The 17,378-nt window shown below is 49.3% G+C and carries 16 protein-coding genes; 13 read left to right on the forward strand and 3 right to left on the reverse strand.

Features of this window, described 5'->3' with window-relative positions:
- Positions 1–352: 352 nt before the first annotated feature.
- The gene (locus IJG50_02100; GenBank protein ID MBQ3378639.1) at positions 353–1,357 is read right to left on the reverse strand and encodes an S-layer homology domain-containing protein; all 1,005 of its coding nucleotides are present in this window, start codon (positions 1,355–1,357) and stop codon (positions 353–355) included.
- A 242-nt stretch (positions 1,358–1,599) separates the two neighbouring features.
- On the opposite strand from IJG50_02100, the gene IJG50_02105 reads away from it, so the two are divergent.
- The 3 genes from IJG50_02105 to IJG50_02115 are packed head-to-tail and all read left to right on the forward strand — an operon-like array spanning position 1,600 to position 4,210.
- Entirely contained in the window at positions 1,600–2,133 is a 534-nt protein-coding gene (locus IJG50_02105; GenBank protein ID MBQ3378640.1) for a cyclic nucleotide-binding domain-containing protein, read from the forward strand.
- An 11-nt stretch (positions 2,134–2,144) separates the two neighbouring features.
- Complete coding sequence (locus IJG50_02110; protein MBQ3378641.1) at positions 2,145–3,536, forward strand: PAS domain-containing protein; 1,392 nt, start codon at positions 2,145–2,147, stop codon at positions 3,534–3,536.
- Positions 3,533–4,210, forward strand: a complete 678-nt coding sequence (locus IJG50_02115) for a nicotinamide mononucleotide transporter (protein ID MBQ3378642.1) — start codon at positions 3,533–3,535, stop codon at positions 4,208–4,210. Before IJG50_02110 ends, IJG50_02115 begins: the two co-directional genes overlap by 4 nt.
- Here the strand turns inward: IJG50_02115 and IJG50_02120 are convergent.
- Both IJG50_02120 and IJG50_02125 read right to left on the reverse strand, forming a co-directional pair.
- Complete coding sequence (locus IJG50_02120) at positions 4,207–5,724, reverse strand: hypothetical protein (GenBank protein MBQ3378643.1); 1,518 nt, start codon at positions 5,722–5,724, stop codon at positions 4,207–4,209. The genes IJG50_02115 and IJG50_02120 overlap by 4 nt on opposite strands.
- A 142-nt stretch (positions 5,725–5,866) precedes the next feature.
- On the reverse strand, positions 5,867–7,813 hold the full coding sequence (locus IJG50_02125) for an FAD-dependent oxidoreductase (protein MBQ3378644.1): 1,947 nt from the start codon (positions 7,811–7,813) through the stop codon (positions 5,867–5,869).
- A gap of 305 nt (positions 7,814–8,118) precedes the next feature.
- Between IJG50_02125 and IJG50_02130 the strand changes: the two genes are divergently transcribed.
- From IJG50_02130 to IJG50_02175, 10 genes are all read left to right on the forward strand, one after another.
- Positions 8,119–8,631 (forward strand): DUF177 domain-containing protein, encoded by a 513-nt coding sequence (locus tag IJG50_02130; protein MBQ3378645.1) that lies wholly within the window; start codon positions 8,119–8,121, stop codon positions 8,629–8,631.
- Positions 8,632–8,669: 38 nt separating this feature from the next.
- A complete protein-coding gene (gene rpmF / locus IJG50_02135; GenBank protein ID MBQ3378646.1) occupies positions 8,670–8,852 on the forward strand; it encodes a 50S ribosomal protein L32 in 183 nt (60 codons plus the stop codon).
- Positions 8,853–8,909: 57 nt separating this feature from the next.
- Positions 8,910–10,238 carry a DUF512 domain-containing protein gene (locus IJG50_02140; protein ID MBQ3378647.1) on the forward strand — a complete coding sequence of 443 codons (1,329 nt, stop codon included), beginning with the start codon at positions 8,910–8,912 and terminating at the stop codon, positions 10,236–10,238.
- Entirely contained in the window at positions 10,223–11,554 is a 1,332-nt protein-coding gene (der, locus tag IJG50_02145) for a ribosome biogenesis GTPase Der (protein MBQ3378648.1), read from the forward strand. Before IJG50_02140 ends, der begins: the two co-directional genes overlap by 16 nt.
- 33 nt (positions 11,555–11,587) lie before the next feature.
- A complete protein-coding gene (plsY, locus tag IJG50_02150; protein MBQ3378649.1) occupies positions 11,588–12,196 on the forward strand; it encodes a glycerol-3-phosphate 1-O-acyltransferase PlsY in 609 nt (202 codons plus the stop codon).
- 19 nt (positions 12,197–12,215) lie between these two features.
- On the forward strand, positions 12,216–13,223 hold the full coding sequence (locus tag IJG50_02155) for an NAD(P)H-dependent glycerol-3-phosphate dehydrogenase (protein MBQ3378650.1): 1,008 nt from the start codon (positions 12,216–12,218) through the stop codon (positions 13,221–13,223).
- Between the two features lie 41 nt (positions 13,224–13,264).
- Positions 13,265–13,747: a peptidylprolyl isomerase gene (locus tag IJG50_02160; protein MBQ3378651.1), complete on the forward strand. Its 483-nt coding sequence runs from the start codon at positions 13,265–13,267 to the stop codon at positions 13,745–13,747.
- A gap of 227 nt (positions 13,748–13,974) precedes the next feature.
- A complete protein-coding gene (locus IJG50_02165) occupies positions 13,975–15,897 on the forward strand; it encodes an N-6 DNA methylase (protein ID MBQ3378652.1) in 1,923 nt (640 codons plus the stop codon).
- On the forward strand, positions 15,887–16,963 hold the full coding sequence (locus IJG50_02170) for a restriction endonuclease subunit S (GenBank protein ID MBQ3378653.1): 1,077 nt from the start codon (positions 15,887–15,889) through the stop codon (positions 16,961–16,963). Before IJG50_02165 ends, IJG50_02170 begins: the two co-directional genes overlap by 11 nt.
- Before the next feature lie 2 nt (positions 16,964–16,965).
- Positions 16,966–17,148, forward strand: coding sequence for a hypothetical protein (locus IJG50_02175; protein ID MBQ3378654.1), 183 nt, complete (start codon positions 16,966–16,968; stop codon positions 17,146–17,148).
- Positions 17,149–17,378: the final 230 nt, after the last annotated feature.

A 17,378-nucleotide genomic window follows, 5' to 3' on the forward strand; every position in this document is an offset into this window, starting at 1 on the left:
GCCCCCCATTTGTCATCCTGAGCGCCCCCCATTTGTCATCCTGAGCGCCCCCCATTTGTCATCCTGAGCGGAGCGCAGCGCAGCGAAGGATCTTTCTGAATAAAGATTCTTCGTCGCTTCGCTCCTCGACAGTGACAGTGAGAGAAGGCCTCATAATGACAGGGAAGAAGGCCTCCTAATGACAATGGGAGCGAGCACCTTTATTTATACTTATATAAAATATATTTTATATGAAACAAAGCCGCATTTCAATAAAAAATCCGACTTCATAAAAAAAGGCGCAAAAAAGACGGGCGTCCGCACATTTACGCACGGATGATCCCGCCTTTTTGTCTGTTGTTATGTCGTAGCTTTAAGCCGCCGCATCGGAAGCCGCTGCATCATCGGAAGCAGCCGCGTCATCGGAAGCCGCCGCATCGGAAGCCGCAGCATCGTCGGAAGCCGCGTCGTCGGAAGCCGCGTCGTCGGCAATGGCGTCGGTGTAAGACGCTATGAGAGCAATGGCCTGAGCCATTTCAGCGCGCGTCGCGTCGTCCTTCGGACGGAAATTCTGATCCTCTCCGAGCGACATTATCATATTTGCCACAAGCGCGTCTATTGCATCCACGGCGTAGGGGCTGGCGTCGTCTATGTCGGCTATTATAGCGGACTGCGCGTAATCGGTGACCGCAAGCTCTATTTCGCGATACTCAACATAGCGATATACCATAGCGGCCATCTGCTCGCGCGTTATATTTGCGTCGGGCGTGAAGGTCGTCTCCGTAGTGCCGTTGGTAACGCCGATCTCTTTTGCCCACTCAACGTATCCGCCGTACCACGAACCGGTATCAACGTCCTCGAACGCGCTTTCGGTATAAGCCGCCGTGTCAACATCGGAAAGACGGCCGAGGAACGTAACGAACTGAGCGCGGGTGAGGTTTTCTTCGGGGCCGAAGGTCGTCTCGGTCATGCCCTTTGCTATGCCGCGGGCCTTTATATCCATTATGTAGATATAAGCCGGATGATCTGCCGCTACGTCCTCGAATTCCGCGATCCCCGTGTCTATGGGCGCCGCGATGACCTCGGGCGTATCCGTAGGAGCCGCCGTATCGTCCGAAGCTGCCGTGCCGCCTGCCGAAGCCGTGCCGCCAACCGCTGCCGCATCGTCTGAAGCTGCCGCGCCGCTGCTTGCCTCCTCGCCGTCGGAAGCCGCCGTATCGCCGCCGTCAGACATTATATCGGGGTGGATAACTACGCGGCTTGCCTCTTCGCCGCTGCCTGCCGCCGCGTCGTCGTCAGCGGCAAGCGATACCATGCCAAACGACAACAAAACCGCAATTGCAAGCACAAGGGCCGTTACCTTCGTCCATTTTTTCATTATGCATCTCTCCTTAATAAATATTCAGACCGAAAACCGTCTAAAAACAATTATACCACCTATTTTCAAAAACGGAAGTAAAAAAGCATTATTGCGTCGAATTTCCCCAAAAAAAATATCGGCGCGCCTTACGGCAGGAAAAATTTCAGTTTTTTGTTTTAAACAAAAAAACGATGTGTTATAATACATATATACGGATAATGCCCGAGACGGCGATATATCAGGCGCGGGAGGTGCGATTTATGAAGGAGCTTGAGTTCAAAAAAGGCGATATAATATTCAGACAGGGAGATAAAGGCGGGGAGATGTACTATATAAATTCGGGAAAAATAGGGATCTATATAGAGTACGGTACACCGCGCCAAAGACTGCTTGCCGAGATAGAAACGGGCGATTATTTCGGCGAAATGGCGCTCATCGACAATATGCCGCGCTCCGCAACGGCCGCCGTGACCGAGGACGCGCTTCTTACCTCGATAGACGGCGATACGTTCCACCAGTTCATAGGCGAGCATCCGCAGATAGCGGCGGAGATCATGACAAATCTTTCAAAGCGGCTGCGCGCGCTTACGGTAGAGTTCATGGAGGCATGCAGAACTATCTCCGAAAGCATGGAGGAAACCGACCACATAAAGAAAAAAGGCCTTAGAGAACGCCTTAAGAAGTATTCCGATATGTACGTTCAGTCGGCGACTATCGTAGATAAGGACACGGGCGAGGAGATATACGTAGGCAACGGCTATTTCGGCGAATCGTATAACGGAATGATGTTTTAGCCAAAAGCGATATGAAAGACGATCAATCTTTATGCATAAATATACTTAAAAATATGCCGTGCGGCGTGATGTACATAGGCGCCGACGGCATAATAGAATATGTAAACGGCGAGGCGTGCGCCCTTTTGGACGCGGACGAAGACCGCCTTTTGGGGCGCGCATTTTCGGATGCGTTCCCCGGCGACGGCGAGGGCGGCTTTTTTGCGGCGCTTCGTGATGCGCTCTTCTTGGGGCTGTCGTTTTCAAAGCGCGTTGTGACTTACGGCGACTTTCGCCTGTACGTTTCCGCCTCGCAGGAAAGCGGCGGCGGCGGAGCCGTGTTTATGCTGGAGCCCCTAAGAACTGCGAGCGCGAAGGAAAGCGCAATGGTTTACATAAATGAGCTCAACCGTCAGCTTGAGGCGAGAAACAAGCTCATAGCCGACACGTTCGGACGCTACCTCTCGGACGACGTTGTAAAAAGCCTTTTGGAAAATCCCAAGGGGCTTAATTTGGGCGGGAAAAAGTGCCGTATCACCGTGCTTATGAGCGACCTTCGCGGCTTTACCGCATTAAGCGAAGATATGAAGCCGGAGGACGTGCTTTCGATGCTTAACGCATATCTCGGCGCTATGGTTGACATAATATCAAAGCGTGGCGGCACTATAATCGAATTTATAGGCGACTCTGTTTTTGCCATATTCGGCGCGCCCTACGCTTCGGACGACCACGCACAGAGGGCCGTCGCCTGCGCCGTAGAGATGCAGTGCGCGATGGCGCGCGTGAACGCTTACAACGCAGAGCATGGCTATCCGTCTTTGGAGATGGGCATAGGCATAAACACGGGCGAGATGATAGTAGGCAACATCGGATCTTACCGGCGCATGAAGTACGGCGTTGTGGGACGCCACGTGAATTTATGCGGACGCATAGAAAGCTACAGCGTCGGCGGCCAGATACTCGTGTCGCCCGACACATATAAAAGCCTTGACGCGCCCGCGCATGTTGACGATACGATAACAGTCTCGCCCAAGGGAGTAAAGCAGCCGATAACTCTTTACAGCATCGACGGGCTCGGCGCGCCCTACAACGTATCGTGCCGTCGTGAAGACAGGCCCGTTCTTCGCCGCCTTATAACGCCCGCAGCGTTCGAGGCGAATATTTTGAGAGAAAAGTATATTGCCCCTGAGACTTTAAGCGGCGAATTTACAAAGCTTTCGGCTATTGAGGCCGAAATAGACATAAACGCGCAGCTTCACCCTATGGATAATTTGAGACTGAAAAAAACAGAGAACGGGAGGACCGTTTTTGAAGAGGTCTTCGCAAAGGTGATAAAGCGCACCGAAAGCGGATACCTCATACATTTTACAGCCCGAAACAAAGCGTTCGACGCTTTCGCGGGCGAGCATTTAAAGGCAAGATGAAAGAGCTTGAGCGAATAATTAAGAGCATAAGGCCGCATGAGGCCGTAATATACATAGCGGGATATGCGCTTGCATTTGTGAGCCTTATTATAAGCCGAGACGGATATTTGGAGTTTTTCGCCTCGGTGCTTTTTCTTACGGGAGTAGTTTTAAACTCCAAGCGCTCGCGCATGTGGTTTCTTATCTCAAGCGCGGGAATGGCGCTTTACTGCATATCCGCGTTCAAAAACAGGTTTTACAGCGAGATATTTATAGACCTTTTCTATATGGTGCCGATGCAGATATATGGATTTATAAATTGGGGACGTTCGAAAAAAGGAGAGGACGACGCGATAGAGCCTGAGTCGCTTGAGAAGCGCAAATTGGCGCTGTATGTCGTTTTGGGCGCGGCGGCCGCCGCGATCTACGGATACGCGCTCACTTTTTTGGGAAACGCCGCGCCGTTTTGGGGCGCGGCGGCCACGGTCTGCTCTGCGATAGCCGTTATGCTCTCGGCCGGACGCATGATAGAACAGTTCTTCTTTTGGATGGCGAATAATCTCTGCATAATAGCCATGTGGATGCTTTCGCTTTCGGAAAGCTTTGCGGGACTGCCGCTTATTTTTGTGAACGCCGTATTTGTCGTTATAAATTTTTTGGGCTATTTGAATTGGAGAAAGCGGCGTGCGGCCTAGCGCTTCAAAAGCTTCATAACGGCCTTTTTGTGACGAATTAGCTTTCTTTGCGTATTCTCGCGACTTAGGGCGTCTCCCCCGGAGCGCACTAAGTATTCCTCAAATGAAGCCGTAAGATTCGGCTCGCTCAGTTCAAAAACGGCAAAAGGCGACGCCGAGTGATAAAGAAATACGCCGAAGGCGGGCTTTACGCATATATTTATATTCTCAGATATTTCATCGCTTATCATTACCTTATAGTTCTTATACTCGCCGAAAAGATATATCATATAGTCGAGATGCTCAAGATATTCTTCGCAGGTAAGATATACAGTCTCTCCCGTTATCACCCTGCTGAGAGGCAGCGCTATGGCGCCGGCCTTTATTCTTTCAACAGGCGGCAGACGCAGGATATCGGTAACAAAACGGCCGTTTTTTATATTTGACGTATAAAACGACCTTGAGCGCCTGTAGATGCGCGAAAGCGAGCTTCCGCCGGGAAGACCCGCAAGCCTTTTTAACGCGCTGTCGGGCAGGGTGAAAAATGACGGGTCGCTGTGCGCAAGGATAATATCACCCTCTTGTTTGTGAAAGGCCGAGATCGAAGAAGTGAGCGCCTTTGTGTTTTTTTCGGTATATACGCGCATAAGCGGCAGACATATCGAGAGAAACGCGTTAAATTCGCCCTCTAAAGCCGAAACGGCTTCACTGTCGTTTATGAGTATATTGAGCGCGCCGGCAGCATTGCCCGTATTGCTTGAAATGAGCGCGCTGTGTCCCTCGGCTATAAAACGGCTGCGGCTGTGTATGCCGTCTCGCACCTTGGGGCAGTAATACGGCTCTATTGCGCCGGAAAAATAGATGGGCACCCATTTTTCAATGGATTCAAGCATTTCTCCTATGTTTCTGCTTATCGTATGTATTATTTTTATCTTTGATCCCGCAGAGAGAAGCTGTGCAAGCAGAGCAGCCCATCTCTTTACGAACGCGGGGCTTTCGTAAAGCCAGTTCATATCCTCGTCGGAGTAAAGAAGCAGCGTATGCGGTTCGCCCGACGCACAGAGCGTAGTCAAGAACTTTTCCACGGCCTTTCTTTTTCCGGCATTGCCGTAAAAAAACTCGGCGTTCGAGGCTTTTTCAGCCTCCGAAACGCGGATACGGCTCAATTTCGGAACAGTCAGATCGAGATCGCCGAAGCTTGCAAGAAATTTTCCTACATGGCTGTTTTTGTTGTCCTGAGAGCCCGAAAGCCATTCTGCTATAAGAGTTTGCGTTTCCTCTTTGTCCGCGTCGGCAAATTCGCGGCGTCCCAGCGCTTCATAAAGCGTTTTTTTCTGATAACGCTCAGTTATGGCTTTTGTAAAAAATACGGCGGCAGGCTGCGCGAACGGCTGATTTTTCGGCAGACCTCGTTTCCCGCTGCGTATGCGGCTTATATACGAGGGGTCGAAGTTAAGCGCGCGCGCAAGCGAGCTGTTTGACGTACTTGTAAGCCTCATAAGAAAGTCAAGCTTTTCTCCTAAAGTAGAATACATAAAGATTCCTCGCTTTCAGATGTATTTTACCATAAAGCGTGACACTTTTCAATAATGTAGGGCATAAAACATGACAAAACGTGACAAAAAAATACGGCCCGCCGCAAAGCAGGCCGTTTTTTTCTTTAAAAATACCGAAATATCATTCAAGCACAAACGCTCTCGTATAACCCTCGAAGACGGCGTCGGATATCTTTCTTACCTTTACGGCGTCTCCCAAAACTCTTACGTTGTCGAACTCGCGCTCTATCTCCTCGACCAAAGAATTCTCCGGCGCGAAGCCAAGCGCCATGATAACAACGTCGAAGTCGGCGCTTACCGTTTCGCCGGTCTTAATGTTTTCGCAGATTATCCCCGTGTCGGTTATTTCCTTTAATTTTACGCCGGTCATCTTCTCAACGTTCAGAGCGTCGAGGCGCATCATGAAGTCGCGGCGCGGCAGACGGAACATATCGAGGCCGATATCCTCGCGCATCTCTACAATCGTGACCTTGTTCTTTCCTACTGCGGCAAGCTTCTCGGCCGTTTCGCAGCCCGTAGTGCCGCCGCCTATAACGGCGATCTTTTTGTTCTCAAAGTCCACGTTACCCTTAAGATAATCGACTACGGAGTGAACGTGAGGCTTGTCAAAGCCGGGGAAGGGGATAAAGAGCGGCTTGCAGCCGGTAGTCACGAATACGGCGTAGGGGTCGAGCGCCTTTAAGTCGCCTATCGTGGGCGCGGTGTTGAGCCTAATATCAACGCCCGCCTTCTTTACCTGATAAGTCATGTTGTCTATAAGCCAGTCAATGCGCTCCTTGTGAAGCGGCTTGTTTGCAAGATTCAAAGCGCCGCCGAGACGGTCGCTCTTCTCAAAGAGAACTACCTTGAAATTCCTTTCGGCAAGCACGCGGGAGGCTTCAAGGCCTGCCGGTCCGCCGCCTATAACTGCAACGAGTCGTCCGTCGCCCGTCTTTTCGGGGCGCGAAAGCTCGGCCTCGCGCATCGTTACGGGATTTACGGCGCAGCGTATGCCTATGCCGTTCATGGAGCCGGTGAAGCAGTAGAGGCAGGAGATGCAGGGGCGAATGGCGAGATCTTCGCCGCGTCTTGCCTTGTTGCACCATTCGGGGTCGGCCAGATGACCGCGCGTTACCGCCACGAAATCAACGGCGCCCTCGGCGATGAGGCTGTCGGCATATCGGGGCTCGCGTATCTGGCTCGTAGCAACGACCGGTACGCTTACGTGCTTCTTTATCTGGCGGCCGTTGTCTATCTTCCAGCCCTGCGGGAAGGTGGGCGGCTCCTGTATCGTCTGGCTCGATTCGGCAACGCCGTTGCTTACGTTTATAAGATCGACATGGCACACCTTGTCGAGATACTCGGCTATCTTGATGCCGTAGTCTAATTCGTAGCCGTAACTTATGTTCTCCGTTGCGCTTATACGCACGGAAACGGGGAAATCGGGTCCGCACTTTTCGCGTATCGCGTCCACGATCTCCTTTATGATGCGCATACGGTTCTCAAAGCTGCCGCCGTATTCGTCGGTACGGTTGTTTATCGAGGGCGAGACGAACTGATGAAGAAGATACGAATGAGCGGCGTGAAGCTCTACGCCGTCAACGCCCGCGCGCTTAACGCGGAATGCGGCGTCGGAAAACTTCCAAACGAGCGCCTTTATTTCCTCAACTGTGAGCGGGCGCGGTATATCGGTGAAAATGCTGTCCGGCACGTTGCCCGAGGATACTACCTGTCTGCCGCCTATCATCTTAGAGCGCGTCTGGCGGCCGGGATGCCAGAGCTGGGCGAATATTTTCGTGTCGTATTTATGCAGGCTGTCGCAAAGACGGCGCCACGACAATATCTGCTTGTCGTCGTCTGCGGAAATGTGGAACGGGTCGCCGCGGCCGTATTCCTCGTCTATCTTTATAACGCCCGTGATGAAAAGACCGAGGCCGCCCTTTGCGCGCGCCGTAACGTAGTCTATATATTCGCGCGTTATCGTGCCGTCGCCGTTAGACTCGGCGTTGCCCATCGCCGTCATAACTACGCGGTTCTTTATCACAACGTTTCCTATTTTGCCTTTCTTAAAAAGATTCGGATATTTCATAAAAAAACCTCCCAAATGAATGCGCAAGTATGATATTATCATATCAATAAGCATTATAATTATAATATACTACCATTTTAATACAGCTGCGCCGCGTCGGGCAATACGCATATTAAACAAATAGCGAAAAACGATGAGCGCGTTATTTATACAGTTTTGGAAACGCGCCTTTATTGTTATGTTTTACCTTCCCGGGCGCAAATAAAACAGAAAGTTTTGGCGTATTTTTCATTGACAAGCGCAATGTTTGATAGTATAATATCATGCGTGACATTTTGTCACCCTAAAATCGGGAGTGAACGCACTTGCTTATAGATCTTACGAAAGTATTAAAAGAGTCCGAAAGCACGCTTGAGGAAAGCGGCGTCGTAGACGTCGGCGCACTGTCGGAAGATACGGCGATGACCTTTCCGTCGGGCGCGAGGTTTTTTGTCAAGTTTAAAAACCTTATGGACTGCGTAACTCTTTCGCTTAAATGCGAGTGCGAGTATTTATCCGAATGCGCGCGCTGCCTTAAAGAGGTACACGGCACTGTGTCGTTCGACTTTGAAAGCATTGTAAAGGTCGACGACGAGGGCGGTTTTCTTTTGGACGCGGACGCGGTGGTCATTGATTCGTCGGGCAGGCTCGATGTGAACGAGCTTGTGTTGAGTCTTTTGGTCATGCAGCTTCCAATGAAGGTGCTCTGCCGCGAGGACTGCAGGGGCCTTTGCCCAAAATGTGGCCGCGACCTTAACGAGGGCGAATGCGGGTGCGATAAACATGAAGTCGATCCGAGGCTTTTAAAGCTTAAAGAGCTTTTGGATAACGATAAATAAGCAAATAATAATGATTTCTATAAAGGGAGGTGTTCGGTATGGCAGTACCGAAGAGGAAGGTCTCAAAAGCAAGAAGAGATAAAAGACGTGCAAATTGGAAGCTCGATTTGCCGGGCATGTCAAAATGTCCTCAGTGTCAGGAGATAAAGGCTCCGCATAAGGCTTGCTCCAACTGCGGATACTACAACGGAAGACAGATCTTAAAGACTTCCGAGGCGTAAAACAAAAATGAGGAGGATAAAAAGTCCTCCTCTTTTTTTCTGATGGGAGGTTTTTTCGTGTCCTTTAAAATTGCGAGGGTGACGCCCGGCACGCCGGCTGCAAGGGCGCGTATAATGCCCGGGGAGTCGCTTGTTTCGGTAAACGGCAAAAAGATAAGAGACGTGCTCGATTACCGCTTTTATACTGCCGAGCGCCATCTCCACCTGGAGGTGGAAGGCCCAGACGGACGTATGCGGAGCGTCCGCGTGGTAAACAGGCGTGGCGGCGATATAGGGCTTGAGTTCGAAACGTATCTTATGGACAAGCCGCGCTCGTGCCACAACAAATGCATATTCTGCTTTATCGACCAGCTGCCCCCCGGTATGCGCGACACGCTTTATTTTAAGGACGACGATACGCGCCTTTCTTTTCTTACGGGAAATTACGTAACGCTTACGAATATAGGCGACGACGACATAACGAGGATAATATCTCAAAGGATAAGCCCGATAAACATTTCGGTCCATACTACCGACCCCGAGCTTCGCGCGAAGATGCTAAACAACAGACACGCGGGCAAGCTTATGGGATACATGAGGCGCATTGCCGAAGCCGAGCTTCCCATGAATGCGCAGATAGTCCTATGCCCGGGCATAAACGACGGCGAGGCGTTAAAAAAGACGATGAGCGACCTTCGCGCTCTGTATCCCGCGCTTAAAAGCGTATCCTGCGTTCCCGTCGGCATTACAAAGCACCGCGAGGGGCTTTTTCCGCTTGAGGGTTACGACAGGGAGCGCGCCGCCGCCGTGCTCGATATAATAGAGGCTTTTTCCGACGAATGCAAAGAAAAGCTTGGCACGCGCATGTTTTTCGCCGCCGACGAGTTTTATATAAAGGCGCAGCGCGAGATACCGCCAGCCTCGCATTACGAGGAGTTTTTGCAGATAGAGAACGGCGTGGGGATGATCGCGTCGTTTAGAGACGAGTTTTACGCGGCGCTTTTGTCCGCTGGCGACGCCGAGATGAAAAGCGGCGCTTATACGATAATATGCGGAGCCGACGTATATGCGTTTTTGTGCGGCCTTGTTGACGAGCTTACGAAAAGATGGCATAATTTAAGTATTGATGTAAGAAAGATAGACAACGAGTTTTTCGGCACGACGATAACCGTGTCGGGCCTTATATGCGGCTGCGATATTTTAAAGCAGCTTCGGGGGATACCTTTGGGCGAAGCCGTGCTGTTTACTAGCAATATGTTAAGAAGCGGCACAAATGTGCTGCTCGACGACGTAACTACAGACGAGCTTTCCGAAAAGCTCGGCGCGCCGTTCGTTCCCATAGAGAACGACGGCGGCAGATTTTTCGACTTTTTTGTGAAAGGAAATCAAAAATGGCAAAACCGATAGTAGCGCTTGTAGGACGCCCCAACGTGGGCAAGTCCACGCTTTTTAATAAGCTTGCAGGGCGGCGCATATCCATAGTTGAGGATACGCCGGGCGTTACACGCGACCGCATATATGCCGAGACGTCGTGGCGCGGACGCGAATTCATTATGATAGATACGGGCGGCATAGAGCCCGGAGCCGACGATATGATACTTAAAAAAATGCGCGAGCAGGCAAAGATCGCCATTGAGTCGGCCGATGTGATAATATTTTTGGTTGACATAAAAACGGGAATGACGGCCTCGGATCAGGACGTGGCGCAGATGCTGCTAAGATCAAACAAGCCCATAGTGCTGTGTGTAAACAAGGTCGATTCGGTGGGGCAGATGCCGGCGGAGGCGTATGAGTTTTATAATCTGGGGCTTGGCGATCCGTATCCCGTTTCCTCGATACACGGCCTTGGCACGGGAGACTTACTCGACGCGGTGTTCGAGCATTTTCCTTCAGAAGACGAAAGCGAAGAGGAAAACGAGGTAATAAAGATAGCCGTTATTGGAAAGCCCAATGCGGGCAAGTCTTCCATAATCAACGCCATATTAAAAGAAGACAGAGTTATCGTGTCTCCCATAGCGGGAACGACGCGCGACGCTATCGACACGCTCTTTGAATGCGAAGAGGGCAGGTTCATGTTCATCGACACGGCGGGCATACGCCGAAAGAGCAAGGTGGACGAGTCGATAGAAAAATACAGCGTTCTTAGGGCATATATGGCCGTTGAGCGAAGCGACGTATGCATGATAGTGATAGACGCAAAAGAAGGAGTTACGGAGCAGGACGCAAAAATAGCGGGATTTGCGCACGAAAAGGGCAAGGCGTCGGTCATCGTAGTAAACAAGTGGGACCTTGTTGAAAAGGACACCAATACGATGAACGAATTCAAAAAGGACGTTATGGACGTGTTGAGTTTTATGCAGTATGCGCCGATAATGTTCGTTTCCGCAAAAACGGGACAGAGAGTGGGAAAGCTGTTCTCTGTGCTAAAATACGTATCGGAGCAGAACTCCATGCGTATAAGCACGGGAATGTTAAACGACATACTCCACGAGGCGATGGCGAGAGTGCAGCCGCCTACTGACAAGGGCAAGCGCCTAAAAATACTTTATATGACTCAGACGGCAACAAAGCCGCCTACGTTCGTGGCGTTTTGCAACCGCGCCGATCTGTTCCATTTTTCGTATCAGCGTTATATCGAAAATCAGATACGCGAGGTCTTCGGGATGGTGGGCACGCCCATTCGCTTTATAGTGCGCGAACGCGGCGACAAAAGCGGCAAGTAAGAGAAAATTTTCAAACGGGGAGAAGATGACGTTATGCCGGAGGGTATTTGGCGGATAGTTCTTACGATCGTAATAGGATATCTTTTGGGAAGCATAAGCTTTTCGCTCGTGATAGGCAAATTCGTTGCGAATAAAGACGTGCGCGACTACGGAAGCGGCAACGCGGGCACCACAAATACGCTTAGAGTATTGGGAAAGAAGGCGGCGCTTGCCGTGCTCGTCGGCGATATATTAAAATGCCTGGCCGCGGTGCTGCTGGGCGGGCTTCTGGTTCCCGTTTACGGCCCGTGGATAGGCGGCATTGCCTGCATGGTCGGCCATGTGTTCCCCGTGTTTTTCAAATTCCGAGGCGGAAAAGCCGTTGCCACGGGGGTGGCGGTGATGGCGTTTGCGTGTCCTATAGCGGGATTTCCCGCCGTCGGCGTGTTCTTCCTCATTTTTGCGATAACGCGCATCGTTTCGGTATCCTCGCTTTCGGCGTTCCTCGCGTTCCCGTTTTTCGTATGGTTCTTTACAAAAGAGCCCATATTCACCGTTATAGCGGCGGCGATGTTCGTATTCGTTTTGATACTGCACCGCGAGAACGTAAAAAGGCTCATTCGCGGCGAGGAGAAGAAAATATCGTTCAAATCATCTAAGTAAAGCATAAGGAGATGAAAAAATGGCAAAGGTAACTGTGCTTGGATGCGGCGGCTGGGGAAGCGCCGTTGCCATAATGCTTGCCCGAAACGGTCACGACGTTAAGGTGTGGTCATTTTTCCCGGAGGAGATAGAGGTGTTAAAGCGCGACCGCGAGCATAAAAAGCTGCTTCCCGGCATCGTTTTTCCCGAGAATATAGAGCTTACGTCTTCACTTGACTGTCTTTGCGGCTGTGAATTTCTCGTTATCGCCGTGCCCTCTGTAGGTATGCGCAAGGTGTGCGATACGATACGCGGCCGCGTGTCGGACGATACGATAGTAGTAAATATTGCAAAAGGGCTTGAGCAGGGCACGCTTTACCGTATGTCCGAGGTGATAAGGGAAGTGCTCGCTCCTAAAAAGTTCGCCGTTTTGTGCGGCCCGTCCCACGCAGAGGAGGTTGCCAGAAACGTGCCTACGGCCTGCGTCGTCTCGTCTGACGATATAGAAGTTGCAAAGAAGGTACAGGATACTTTCATGAATCCTCATTTCAGACTTTACACCTCCGACGATATGGCGGGAGCGGAGTACGGCGCGGCTTTAAAGAACGTGATAGCGCTCTGCGCCGGCATATGCGACGGCATGGGCTACGGCGACAACACGAAGGCGGCGCTTATGACGCGGGGCATAGCGGAGATGGCGCGCCTGGGAGTTGCGCTCGGCGCAAAGCTTGAGACTTTTTCGGGTCTTACCGGCATAGGCGACCTTATAGTCACCTGCACGAGTATGCATTCGCGCAACAGAAGGGCGGGCATACTTATAGGCGAGGGTCTCTCGGCAAAGGAAGCGATAGAGAAGGTAAATATGGTGGTAGAGGGATATACTACCACGAAAGCGGCCTACGATCTCGGAAAGAAAACGGGAGTGGAGCTTCCGATAACAAATGCGGCTTACAGCGTATTATACGAAAACTGCGACCCCAAGGCGGTAATAGACGACCTTATGCGCCGCCCGAAGAAGCACGAAGTCGAGGAGCTTTATTTGAAATAAAGGGCAATATATAAAAAATACATAATATAAAGGAGAACGACATGGCAAATCCGATAGTAACTATTGAAATGGAAAACGGCAAAAAGATGAAGATAGAGCTTTACCCCGATATCGCGCCCGTTACGGTAGATAATTTCGTAAAGCTCGTGCGCGACGGCTTTTACGACGGCCTTATCTTTCATCGCTGCATAAAGGGCTTTATGATTCAGGGCGGATGCCCCTTAGGCATGGGCTACGGCGGCCCCGGCTGGACGATAAAGGGCGAGTTTGCGTCAAACGGCTTTAAGAACGACTTAAAGCATACAAAGGGCGTTATCTCGATGGCGCGCACCATGGAGCCCGACTCCGCGGGAAGCCAGTTCTTCATCATGGTGGCAGACGCTCCGCATCTTGACGGCGAATACGCCGCATTCGGCAAGGTGATAGAGGGCATAGAGGTGGCAGACGAGATTGTGGCAGAGCCCACCGGAAGAAACGACAAGCCCCTTCAGGATCAGAAGATGAAGAAGGTAACGGTTGAGTAATTTTTTCTAAAAATAATGCGAAATTAAAAAGAGAAGGCCTTTTTTGACAGTATCATTAAGATAAGCCAAAAAGAGAAGTAGATAGTAAGAGGGTCGTTCCGATATGGAACGGCCCTTGTTTTTTATATAAATCGTCATGACGTAACATTATATATATTGAAAAGTCATGTCTTTTATATTATACTGTTATTAAAATGAAATCAGTATGCTGAAAGGTCGAGTTGTAAATGGATAGAGTATCAATGTGTAATCGTATAGGAAATGAATATAAGACTTCGAATATCGAGGGCGGCGAGTATTCTTATGTCCAGGCGGCAGGCTCAAAGGAAAAGTTGATTCAGGCCATCGGGTATGAGCCGGAGCACTTTAAGCTTGATATACGTTTTGAGCATAACGGCGTTGTCGTTCTTGTTGAAACGAAGCAGAATTTTACAAAATCCGATGAAAAGCAGCTTCGGGAGTATCTGCTCGAAGAACGTAAGCTTCATTATTCCAGGAAAATTATTTGTATTCTTGCGAATACAAATAACGATAAGATTAAGGTATGGAAGTCTGAAATGGACGACGACCATCTTTTAAAAGACGAAACCGTTCTCGATACAATGGAGCATTATGTAAGTCTGTTTGAGATAAACAGGCAGAACAACCGTGAAGCGGTTCTTAAAAACACATATGCTCTCAATGAGACACTCCACCGCAAGGATATTGACGAAAAACTGCGCAGTCAGTTTGTCGGTACTACGCTTTTATATCTCCGTGACGTGTTAAAAAAGCAAGGCATTACGGTGATTTCGGATGAAAACCGTCAAAAACTGAAAAGCTATTGGGGTGGGTTAAGTCCCAATCAGATCAGAAGCGGTATAGAAGATACGCTTTCCAATCTTCTTGACGGGTCCGATAATAAAGCCTTGAAAATTGCATTGCTCCAGAAGAATGTTATCGAGGATCAAAAGGTCAAAAAGCTGGCTCAAGTTGACTGGATAGAGGTTCTGGACGAGATTGTGGGCAATATTTATAAGTACATCAATGAGGACAGTTCGGAAGGGCAGGACATCTTAAATCTGTTTTTTATCGCCTTTAATAAATACACGGGAAAAGCCGATAAGAATCAGGCGTTTACTCCTGATCACATTACGAACTTTATGTGCCGCGTGACCGGCGTTGACAGGACAAAACGTGTTTTTGACGGCGCTTGCGGTTCGGGGTCTTTCCTTGTGCAGGCTATGGTGCTTGAACTTGTGGACTGCGGCCGCCAGAGAGCTACCGAGGCCGAAAAGCAAAAGATGCGTGAGGTGGTCGCCAAAGAGCATATTTACGGCGTTGAAATTGAAGAAAAGGCATATGGCCTTTCCACAACAAATATGCTCATTCATGGCGACGGCAATTCCAATATAAAACACGCCAGCCTGTTTGATAGCGAAGACTTTTTCAGGAAGGCAGACCCCGATATAATCCTAATGAATCCGCCGTATAATGCCAAGCCGATTACTATACCTATGTCCTATAAGACAGGCTGGAAATCGGACGCGAAGGAAGACCCGACGAAGGGTATGGTCTTTCTGAAGTTTATCTCTGACGTCGTGGCGAAGATGAACAAAGACCGCATGAGTGTCGGACAACCCCAAAAGGAAGTAAAGGCGGCGATACTTCTTCCCGTTGCGGCTGCAATCGGAACAAGCAGTTTTGTGTCCGATATGAAGAAAGAATTATTGGAAGAAAATACACTGGACGCAGTATTTACGCTTCCGAACGAGGTTTTCTATCCCGGCGCGTCCGCTTCCGCGTGCTGCATGGTATTTACGCTTGGCAGACCGCATGTAATGGCTGACGGAACGATTCCGAAGACGTTCTTTGGCTATTATAAAGAAGATGGTCACAAGAAAAAGAAGAATCTTGGACGTATCGAGCAGTTCGACAAGGACAACAACAGCATATGGAAGCAGATTGAGGAAGAGTGGCTTGATTTATACAGAAATAGGACGGCAAAAGACGGCATGTCGGCAGTTCAGGCTGTCTCCGGTAATGACGAGTGGCTTTGCGAAGCCTATATGAAGACCGATTACAGCAAGCTGTCCGAGGCTGATTTTCAGCAGACGCTGAACAACTATCTTGCATACCTGTTGAAGGAGGGCAAGATTTATGAGGCTTGATATACAGGATTGGAAGCCGTTTCAGATTGGGCGGTTATTTGTTTTGCAGAATGGAAAGGGTATCACACAGGACGAAATAGCAGAAAATCCAGGTGATTTTATTGCAGTTCAAAGTGGCGAGGAAAACAACGGTGTGATGGGTTATATAAATCTGCAATACTGTAAGCGGATGGGATATACGCTTTCTGAAAAACCCTGCCTAACAGTTGCAAGGAGTGGTTCTGCTGGCTTTGTATCTTTCCAGATTCATGGATGTGTTGTCGGAGATTCTGCCAAGATATTGCTTTTGGAAGATGATGTTGCATCTACAGAGGTGTATGTATTCTTGCAGTCTGTTTTAACAGCAAACAGAATTAAATATACCTACGGGCGTAAGGTTACAGAAGACAAGTATCTTGGCGATTGGATTAAATTGCCCGTTCAGCATAATACTGACGGTTCGCCTATTATAGACGTTTCCTGCAAATGGTCAGATGAAGGTTACATCCCCGACTGGCAGTTCATGGAGGATTATATCAAGTCGCTCCATCATAATCCGTTGACCACAAAGAATAAGGCTGGACAGGTGCCTGAATTGAAGGTGACGGAATGGAAAGAGTTTCCTGTAACTGACATTTTCACGATTATTGAGCCTGGAAAAATATCTAATGCATCGGATTTAGATGAAGGTGATGATTTGCCTTATCTTGGTGCAAAGAAAGACAACAATGGTGTCATGCAGATGTGTGCTAATGTTCCAAATAAACGTAGCAAAGGGAACTGTGTCATCATGATTTGTGATGGTGAAGGCTCTGTCGGATTTGCCAACTATATGGAAAGTGATTTCCTTGGAACTGTTAATTTAATGCTCGGATACAATGACGAACATCTCAATCCTTATACAGGGTTGTTTTTAGCTACTATTCTCTCACAGGAGAGACCTAAATACTCATTCGGGCGAAAGTGGAAGACCCATATTCCTGAGACTTTCATCAAGCTTCCTGTTGACGCAGATGGCAATCCAGACTGGCAGTTTATGGAGGACTACATTAAGTCACTTCCCTACGGTGACAGACTGGAGGGATAGCGATGCCGAGGCAAAAGAAGGATGCAAAAAATTTTGCTTGTAAATTTGATAGAGAGATATTTGAAAAGCTCGAAGAATTCTGTCAGATATCGGGGCAAAACAAAACATTGGTTGTAGAACGTGCTGTTAAGAAATATCTCGAAAAGAATCTCGAAAAAATGCGTGAGTTCAGTAAGGAACTGTAAGCTGTGTGTCTTTATCCAAGAAGTATTATTTTTCGCGGCATTAGGAGTTTCCATGGGTAACGCAGAAATAAAAGGTATAGCAAGAAAAAAGGGTCTGTCCCAAAATTTGTGTAAAGTCCGAAGCATGGTGTAAAACAGAGCAAAAATAATATATTGCGGGAGGGCGGATTATTCCGGCCTCCCTTTCTTGCAGTATAAGCGGGAACGGAATGCATGTCAAGGGCGGCGGC

It is taken from the genome of Clostridia bacterium (genome assembly GCA_017405765.1).
In the GTDB taxonomy this organism is placed as follows: Bacteria; Bacillota; Clostridia; order Oscillospirales; family RGIG577; genus RGIG577.